General features: G+C 38.2%; 4 protein-coding genes. All 4 read right to left on the bottom strand.

What is annotated here, in order from left to right; all coding sequences use genetic code 11:
- Window positions 1–530: 530 nt before the first annotated feature.
- On the bottom strand, window positions 531–2,720 hold the full coding sequence (locus tag ABNX05_RS21460; RefSeq protein WP_349661580.1) for a DNA topoisomerase III: 2,190 nt from the start codon (window positions 2,718–2,720) through the stop codon (window positions 531–533).
- A 388-nt stretch (window positions 2,721–3,108) separates the two neighbouring features.
- Entirely contained in the window at window positions 3,109–4,182 is a 1,074-nt protein-coding gene (locus tag ABNX05_RS21455; protein WP_349661579.1) for a glycosyltransferase, read from the bottom strand.
- Window positions 4,183–4,329: 147 nt separating this feature from the next.
- A complete protein-coding gene (locus ABNX05_RS21450) occupies window positions 4,330–5,088 on the bottom strand; it encodes a hypothetical protein (protein ID WP_349661578.1) in 759 nt (252 codons plus the stop codon).
- Between the two features lies 1 nt (window position 5,089).
- Window positions 5,090–8,872 carry a DEAD/DEAH box helicase gene (locus ABNX05_RS21445; RefSeq protein ID WP_349661577.1) on the bottom strand — a complete coding sequence of 1,261 codons (3,783 nt, stop codon included), beginning with the start codon at window positions 8,870–8,872 and terminating at the stop codon, window positions 5,090–5,092.
- Between the last annotated feature and the right edge of the window lie 3 nt (window positions 8,873–8,875).

Here is an 8,875-nt window from a genome sequence, read left to right as displayed (position 1 = left end):
GGATCAAACTCTCCATAAAAAGAAATTTGATAAGCTCAAATTGTTTTGCTGGCATCATGTTTGATGTCCAAAATTTTGTTTCGTTCACTAACTCGAGGTTAGTTACTAAAAACTTTATTGATTACGTTTTGCTTGTTCAGTTTTCAAGGTTCATTACGTCACTGTTTTCTCAGCAGCAACTTTTATATAATATCATGTCACAAACTCGATGTCAACAACTAATTTATTTAACTTAATTGTTTTTCAGAAGTTATCTTAGCGACTCGTATAATATTACTCTCTTAATATAAAAAGGTCAACACTTTTTCTTAAAAAAATTATTTTTTTTTATTTCATTAAGAAACTTCCTATTTAACAGTACTTCAAAAAAATCAACAAGATAAGCTAGAACACAACCATCGCCCCCTTTCTTTTTATTATGTTCAAGTATAAAGCCCAGAAAATTTTACTGTCCGTAAAACTTTCTGGGCTGCATATTATTTAATTGAAGCTTTGTCTCAACCTCTTAAATAACAATCTGTCTTATACTGCTAATCAAACTTCATCCCTTTTAATAAATCTGCGAACGCATTATTAATCGGTTCAGCTTCTTTTTCTTGCTGCTTCATGTATTTTTGCACGCTACGTTTATCTACTTTGCCGCCACCTTCTTTTTTACGACGGGCTTCAAATGCAGATAATTTTTCACGATAACCACATTTACATACGAAAATTTGGCCATCACCTTCACCACGAAGCTCTAGCTTTTTCTTACATTGCGGGCATCGTGCGTTTGTAACACGTGATACGTTTTTACGATGACCACATTCACGATCTTGGCAGACAAGCATTTTACCTTTTTTACCGTTAACTTCAAGCATTGGCTTGCCACAATCCGGACAGGACTTTGTTGAAATATTGTCATGCTTGTATTTTTTATCGCTTCCTTTAATTTCAGCGACTATTTCTTGCGTGTGCTTTTTCATTTCATTGATGAATACATCTTTTTTCAACTTACCTTTTGAAATGAGCTCAAGCTTTTGCTCCCACTCGGCTGTTGTCGCAGGAGAACGTAATTCTTCAGGCACTAAGTCAAGTAATTGACGACCTTTGGATGTAATGTAAATTTCTTTGCCGCCACGTTTTTCGATTAAGAATGAATTAAACAGTTTTTCAATAATATCTGCACGTGTTGCGACTGTCCCTAATCCACCAGTCGATTTCAATGTATCCACAAGTTTCTTATCGTTCGTTTCCATATACTTCGTAGGATTTTCCATAGCAGATAGTAATGTTGCCTCTGTAAAACGCGCTGGTGGCTTTGTTTGACCAGATGTTTGGGCAATTAGCTTTGTCTTTAGCATTTGTCCTTGCTCTAAACGAGGAAGTAATTGCTCTTTTACATCATCCGTCGATTCATCATCATCAAAACGATTTTGGTATACTTCTTTCCAGCCAGCATTTATAACCGTTTTCCCTTTGGCAATAAATTTCTCATGTCCAATTTGAGCTTGTACAGTTAATTGCTCATATTCTTGTGCTGGGAATAATACAGCTAAAAATCGTTTTACTACTAAATCATAAATTTTACGCTCTTTATCATTGAATGCAGAAAAATTCACATAGCCCTCAGTTGGAATAATGGCATGGTGATCGGACACTTTACTGTCATCTACAAATGATTTATTCGCTTTGATCGGCTTTGTTAAAATTTTATTCGCGAATGTACGATATTCACCGATACCACACGCTTTTAGACGCTCAGGTAATGTGCCGACAATATCAGATGATAAGTAGCGAGAATCTGTACGAGGGTATGTCAGAACTTTATGAGATTCATATAGCTTTTGCATAATATTTAATGTTTCTTTAGCAGAATAACCAAATAATTTATTGGCATCTCGTTGTAATTCTGTTAGATCATAAAGACCTGGGGCAAATGATTTTTTAGGCTTGCGATCAACTGAAGCAACTTTTGCATCTTGATTGCCTAGCGCTTTAACAATAGCGTCAATTTTCTCTTTATTGAAGCTACGTGAATTACCATTTGCATCTTGCCATGTAAGCTTTAATGAATCTGTTTGTGCTTCAATACCATAATACGTTTGTGGTTTGAAGTTTTTAATTTCATCTTCGCGTGCAGCAATAATTGCAACTGTTGGCGTTTGAACACGGCCACAATTTAGCTGTGCATTAAATCTTGTCGTTAAAGCACGTGTCGCGTTTAATCCGATATACCAATCCGCTTCAGAACGAGCAACCGCAGCAGCATATAAATTATCGTAGTTTTTACCCGGTTTTAAATTTGCAAATCCTTCTTTAATCGCTTTATCTGTAACAGATGAAATCCATAAACGTTTAATTGGCTTTTTCACATTTGCTTTGTCAATAATCCATCGAGCAACTAATTCACCTTCACGCCCAGCATCAGTAGCGACAATGATTTCATTTACATCATTACGAGTTAACTGTGATTTGACCGCATTATACTGCTTGCCCGTTTGCTTCATAACGACTAGCTTCATTCGTTCTGGCAACATCGGAAGATCTTCTAAATTCCATGTTTTATATTTATTATCGTAGGCTTCTGGATCAGCTAACGTCACTAAATGCCCTAATGCCCAAGTAACTATATATTTGTCACCTTCTAAAAACCCATTCCCTTTTTTATTACATTTCAAGACATTTGCTATATCACGTGCAACTGAAGGTTTTTCAGCAATAACTACACTTTTAACCATATATTCGTACTCCTTTACTAACTATGTAATGTCTAATATACCATAAGTTCGCGGCATCAATTGCTTTAGAACCATCTACTTAATGTCAATCATAGTCAGCAGGTGTTTAGACATCCGCTGAAAAAGGTAAAAAAGCAAATTCACGCTAATTGTGAGTTTGCTTTTTCTATGTTTCAAAAAAATGTTTTCGATGAACTGCATACTCAAACTCTTAAAACATATGTTGAGTTAACAGAATGTTCACAAATTTGAAAGGGGATAAATGAATGGATGCTCGAACTTTCAGACCTCGGAATGTGATTTTTATGACGATCGTTGTTTTTGTATCGATGTTAATTGGTTACGGTATATATATTAATTTTATTGATGTTCCGTTCCCATGACGATCTTACTTCTTTAACTGAGTTAACAAGTATGTTCGGTTATCTAGTATGCGCTGATCTTTTGGCTTATATTTACGTGCTTCCTCATTATGCTGATGTGCATTTTCAAAGAGACGCAAGCGATTGTATAACAAACTTAACTGGAAATGCGGATGCCATGTGGAATAAGCATGCTTTAGAGTGCCCATTGTTTGTTCTATAGGCTGCTGTAATGCTTGTGAATACCAGTAAATAGCCTCTTTATTTTTCATTTGCTCCATAAAAAAATGACCGATTCGACAGCATGTTTCTGGTCTTGGTCGATCATATAATAATGATTGTAAAATAGCTTGAGTTGCTTGTTTTGCATCATTTAGCTGTTGGTAGCAATCCGCTAAATTTAAGCAAGCTTCGATATGTTCGTCAGCAGTACCTTTTGTAGAATCAAGGAAACTAGTATAGTGATTGATCGCTTCTAAAAATCGTTGATGCAATTTTAGTTCATTTGCGTAATGAAATGTTTCTCTAGCTGAAAATGGGTGCCCGTCTTTCTTTAAACGCTCATAAATATTAATATTGCGATGAATATCAATTTTTCTTGGCAAATGTGTAACGGCTATATCGCTATGATAGAGCTGGCCTATTACATCTAAATACTCACGGACGGCACCCTGCCACTGAAAATTACGATCACGTTTTACGAGACGAAATCTTTTTTCACTTGATTCTACACAGCCATCTGCATCGAGCGTTACATAATAATCCATGGAAACAGCATCGACGTTAGGATGATATAGCGATTGCTTAAGTTGTAGAAATTTCCGCTGATGTTCTGTTGTGATTACATCATCTGCATCGAGCCATAAAATAAAATCTTTCGTAGCTTGCTGAAAGGAAAAGTTACGGGCTTTCGCAAAGTCATCACACCAGGTAAAGTCGAAAATTCGAGAGGTATAGCTTCGGACGATATCTTTTGTACGATCAGTTGAGCCTGTATCAATAATATTGATTTCATCCACTAAATGTTGAACGGAATCTAAGCATCTTTCAATAATACATTCTTCATTTTTGACAATCATACATAAACTAATCGTAAACATCGGTCCCCTCCTTTTTTTGTAATAATATATGCGAGCTTAAAAATTTATAGAGGTCTTTTACCATTTTATCGCCTTACTTTTTGAATTTATCGCCCAACTACCTAAAAAAGCACAAAAAAACGAACGCTTGACACGTTCGTTTTTGTTTTATAAATATTTCTTACGCCACTCTAGTTGTTCTTTTTCTGTGAGCTGTTGTTCTAGATGTGGATCCCATTGGTTTAACAGCGCATTCCATACACGAACGAACATAATATCTTGTTCTTTATCGTGTAGGACAAATTCGAGGCACGGGCTATCATTAATTTGTTTAGCGTCGGTTTGAACAATTTTTGAAACTATTTTTTGTGAAGCTCCAACGCTAGCTTCTTCGTTATCCTCTTGCTGTAACGCTTCTATTAACATAGCTTCGTCGAATTGCTCCTGCTTCTCAGCCTCTTCATCCACATAACGATAGAGTTCTGGTAGATCATCATATTCTTCGATATTGCCCTCATCGACAGCAAGAAATGCAAGATGGCATGGGCTATAGTAAAGGTTAGCCATTTCTACATCTAGCTCCTCCTCGAAGATGCCACGTTCCAGTTGCTGCTGTCCTTTAGTTGTTAATCGATAAAAGCCTTCCTCTTGCTCAATAAGACTTACTCGAGACATTAATGATACTAAATCCTCAATAAATAATGGATCGACGAGCAATAACTCACTTAAATCTTGTGCACTTGCAAAATCCGCTTCTTGTATGCTGATTAACAGCATAGTCATCAAGACATCCATAGTGGAACGACGAACGGGCTCATAAGTTACTTCTACTGTTCGAATCGGGATGCACCATTCATCGGTTTTGACGATTTTAATATTTCGATTTTGCTGGAGTTCACGCATTAAGCGCTGCTGCAGTTTTGACAATCTACATCACCTGTCCTTCATGATTACGTAAGCCGTTATAAGATTTCACTGTATCTAACAGACTGCTGTACATCTCTCGTGTATCCTGATGCTTCGCACGTTTAGTAAACATTTCAGCACTGCCGACAAGTAGTAATAGCTCACGGGCACGAGATAAGGCAACGTTTAAGCGTCGGTAATCTTTTGCAAAGCCAACGTCTCCCCCTTTAGGTGTATTACGGACCATACTCACTAATATGACGTCCATCTCCATTCCTTGGAACTTATCGACTGTCCCAGTTCTAAATTGAAGATGTGGTAGCTGTAATTCCTGTTGCAGAAGGCGATTAATTTTCTTAACTTGCTCCCCGTAGAAGCTAATAACCCCAACGCTTTTTTGTGCATCCTGAGGCATGCGTCCGGCTGCTTTAGCTTCGATAACAGCCTTATTCAAATCAGTTAAAATGCGTCGAATAGTTTGTAATTCACCTTCATTATAACGACTCGTTCCGCCCTTTACCTGCTCCTCTAAATAAGGTTTTTCAGTTGGAATATCGACCCACAGCAAATGATCATCCCGGTTAACAAATTGTCCTTCTAAGCAATGGTCTCGCGCTGCATCTGAATCTGGTAAACCACATTGCAAGCCATTTTCCTCTTTCGCGTAAAACGGTGTAATACTGTGCATAATTTTCTCATGCATTCGGTACTGCAGTGCCAGCATTTGCTTATGCGTTTGCGGTAAGTTATTAAATAAACGTTCAAACAACGATTCACGCAGTAAATTTTTTAATTCTTGCGCGCCATCAAAGTTTGGATTTTCATCGAGCATCGCCTTTAACGTTTCCTCCAACGTATCATCTCCAAGTAATGGAGGTAGCTGATGATGATCGCCCACTAAAATAATTTTCTTACCTTTCAGCATTGGCAATAATAGTTCTGGTGGTGTGGCCTTTGATACTTCATCAATAATGACAACATCAAATGTCGGATAGTTCTCCATAAATTCCTTACTTGCTGAAGCCACACATGTTGTACCAATAACATTCGCGTGACGCACATATAATTTTCGAATTTCATCTAAATCATATTCAGTAGCATTTTGCAGCTTGTCACGCCATTGCTCTTGTAATTTTTTTCGAAGAGGAAGCTGCTTCTCCTTGCGCTGTAATTCCACTATCGCTACTTTGGAGGATGCAATTGCTTCCTCTACTTCCTCGGATGTACGCTCCGGTGTTGATTGTAAGAGTTTCGTGCAAGCTGTGAGCTGCTTCTCTTTCTTTAATCCAGCTATATTAATTTCTTTTATATTTTCCTCTAATTGTGTGAGCTGCTGTTCAATCTCTTGTAGGCTAGTCTGCGCTGTTTGAAGTGCCGCTTTCTTTGGTAGAAGCTGTGTATTAGCCTGCTCGACTGCCTCCAGCTGTTGACGTGCTATTTGAAGAGAAGATTTCTCTTGCGATACAAGTATTTTTAAATGCTCTACAGACTCTTCTGGTTCAGTATCCATTTGAAAGGTCTCAGCTAGCTGCTGAAGTCGTTCTGTATGCTGTAAATACGGCTGCAATTGTCGCTGTATGCTTTGAACGTCAAAGCTAGTAATCGCGCATTCTTGATGTATTAAGCCGCCAATACCTTTACGTAAAGACTCAAATTCCTGATTTTTATGGTCTTGTTGTTGCTTCAGCGCTACACCTTTTTGCCAAACAAAATCACGACGCATATATAAACCGAGCAAAAAACTCACAAGTTGCTCGGTAGATGGTGTTTGATCATCTTGAAATGCTGTATTGAGCTGGGCAAAAACACCTGTTAGATTTTGTAACGAAAACGATTGAACAGGCTGCAATTTGCTTTTAGCAAGGGCTCGCTCTTTTTCTTCATCCGATACTAACGCCTCAAGCTTTGCGATCGCCTTTTGTAGACGGGAATTGATAGTTGCCCATGCGTCTAAATCTTTTGCATCCTCTAAATGCTGTAAACGACTTATTTGCTGTGACAGCACATAAGATGGGCGAATTTGATAGTGCTGTAAAAATCGTTCGATTCGCTCATAGGATGTTAAATTACCGATATATTTTTCGGCTTCCTTCATTAATCGAAGGCGATTATTTTCCTCTTCATATTTCAATTGGATATCTTTGAATTGCACTGCTAGATGCTGCTTTTGCTCTTGCAACTCCTTATATTGAGCAGCCGCTTCCAATTGCTCCATCTTTTGAGTAGTTTCTTCTATAGTAAGCTTCAGCTGCTCGATTGACGGACTTTCAGCAAGAGTCTGCTCGAGCGTCTTTACAGCAGGCTCGATTTGCGCCAGCTGTTTTTCGTAATGCTCTTTATGTGCCTCGTTCTCCTGCTGCTCGGTTTTTGCAGCCTTTAACTCTTTTTTTAACGCTTGTATTTCTTGCTGTAAAATGGGCTCGTCAATTGCAGCCTGTTCTTTTGCAGCTATTTCCTTTGTTAGCTCCTCAAGCCACGCCTCAAGCTTTTCTAGCTCTTCTTCAGCCTTGGTAATACTAGATTTTAGTTCCTGTTCACGTTCTGTAAAGGCTATGATTTCCTCTTCAATTGCTGCGAGAGTTTGCTCACGCCACTGAAGCGCAACATTTTCCTCAATAAATTTTTTCCCTTCTTCTTCAATGCTTTCCGTTCTACCATAGCGTAAAATTCGAATTTCTTGATTAGAAAGAAGTCGACCTAATGCATTGTCCACGGCTAGATTTGATTGTGAAGCTACAAGTGTTTTTAAACCAGCCTTCACATTTTGCTGACAAATTTCAGAAATAACGGTTGTTTTCCCTGTGCCAGGAGGTCCTTGAATGACAAACAAATCTTCAACAGACAATGCGCCTAAAACAGCTCGTCGCTGATACTCGTTTAAATTATTGTGAAAAACAATATCTTCTCGTAGCTTAGATGTTCGAACTGTTGGACGCTTTTCAAATAGTATAGTTTCTAAATTAGGGTTAACGGCCTCGCCCTTTTCTAGCTTTGTAAAACCATTGCGTAATCGTCTAATTTGACTCAATGTCGCAAAATTACTAAAGCTCGCTTGCTTCGAACGAAGGTTCAGCTGACCTTTACGTGCTAAATCTTGCACAAAAGGCTTTAAGTCAATTTCTATTGTCTGCTTCCCTGCATTAGACTTTAATACTTGTCCAATTTCACCGCGCACTCCTTGAATGTTCACACTTAACCCTTCAAGCTTCTTCCATTCCTTCGATTTTATATAAGGGCAGACTATTGTAAGCCTAGTAAAATCTTCATTATAATAGCTTTGCTTAAATTCTGTATGAATGTCATCAACGGTCGCATCACGTTCTTGAATTTTTAAAAAGCCTTCCCAGCTCGAAATACGCTTTTTCACATATTCCGTGCGCTCTTCGGCTATTGGTAGCCCTCTTATTTTTGTATGAAGATCAAGCGGAATCCCTGCTCCATTATTAGGTCTTGTGACAAATTGTAATGCTGCTGGTAAGCGTCGATTTGTATTGATGGGGCCTCGCATATGTACAAAACGAAGATTTGTAGCTAGCAACCCTTCAACCTTTAGCACACAATCCATAATGGCTGTTTTCTCAGCAAGGACGTCCGTTAACTTTTCATTTTGCTCTGCATTAAAATAAATCGATAAAAACGTCTCACCAATTGTTTTAGCTTTGCGCTTTTCGATATAGACGGTAAATGCTTTTTGTAAGGCAAAAAAGGCATGCTCATTTGCTGAGCATTCCTCTACCGCTTCCTTCGCCTTATTCGTCAATATGAGATTACAGCGTTGTTTTTCTAGTACAGCGATGTCCTGCATGAG

Source organism: Lysinibacillus zambalensis (assembly GCF_040183165.1).
GTDB classification, from domain to species: domain Bacteria; phylum Bacillota; class Bacilli; order Bacillales_A; family Planococcaceae; genus Lysinibacillus; species Lysinibacillus zambalensis.
Note: the sequence above shows the minus strand (reverse complement) of the source record. Positions and strands in the feature narration are given on the sequence as shown.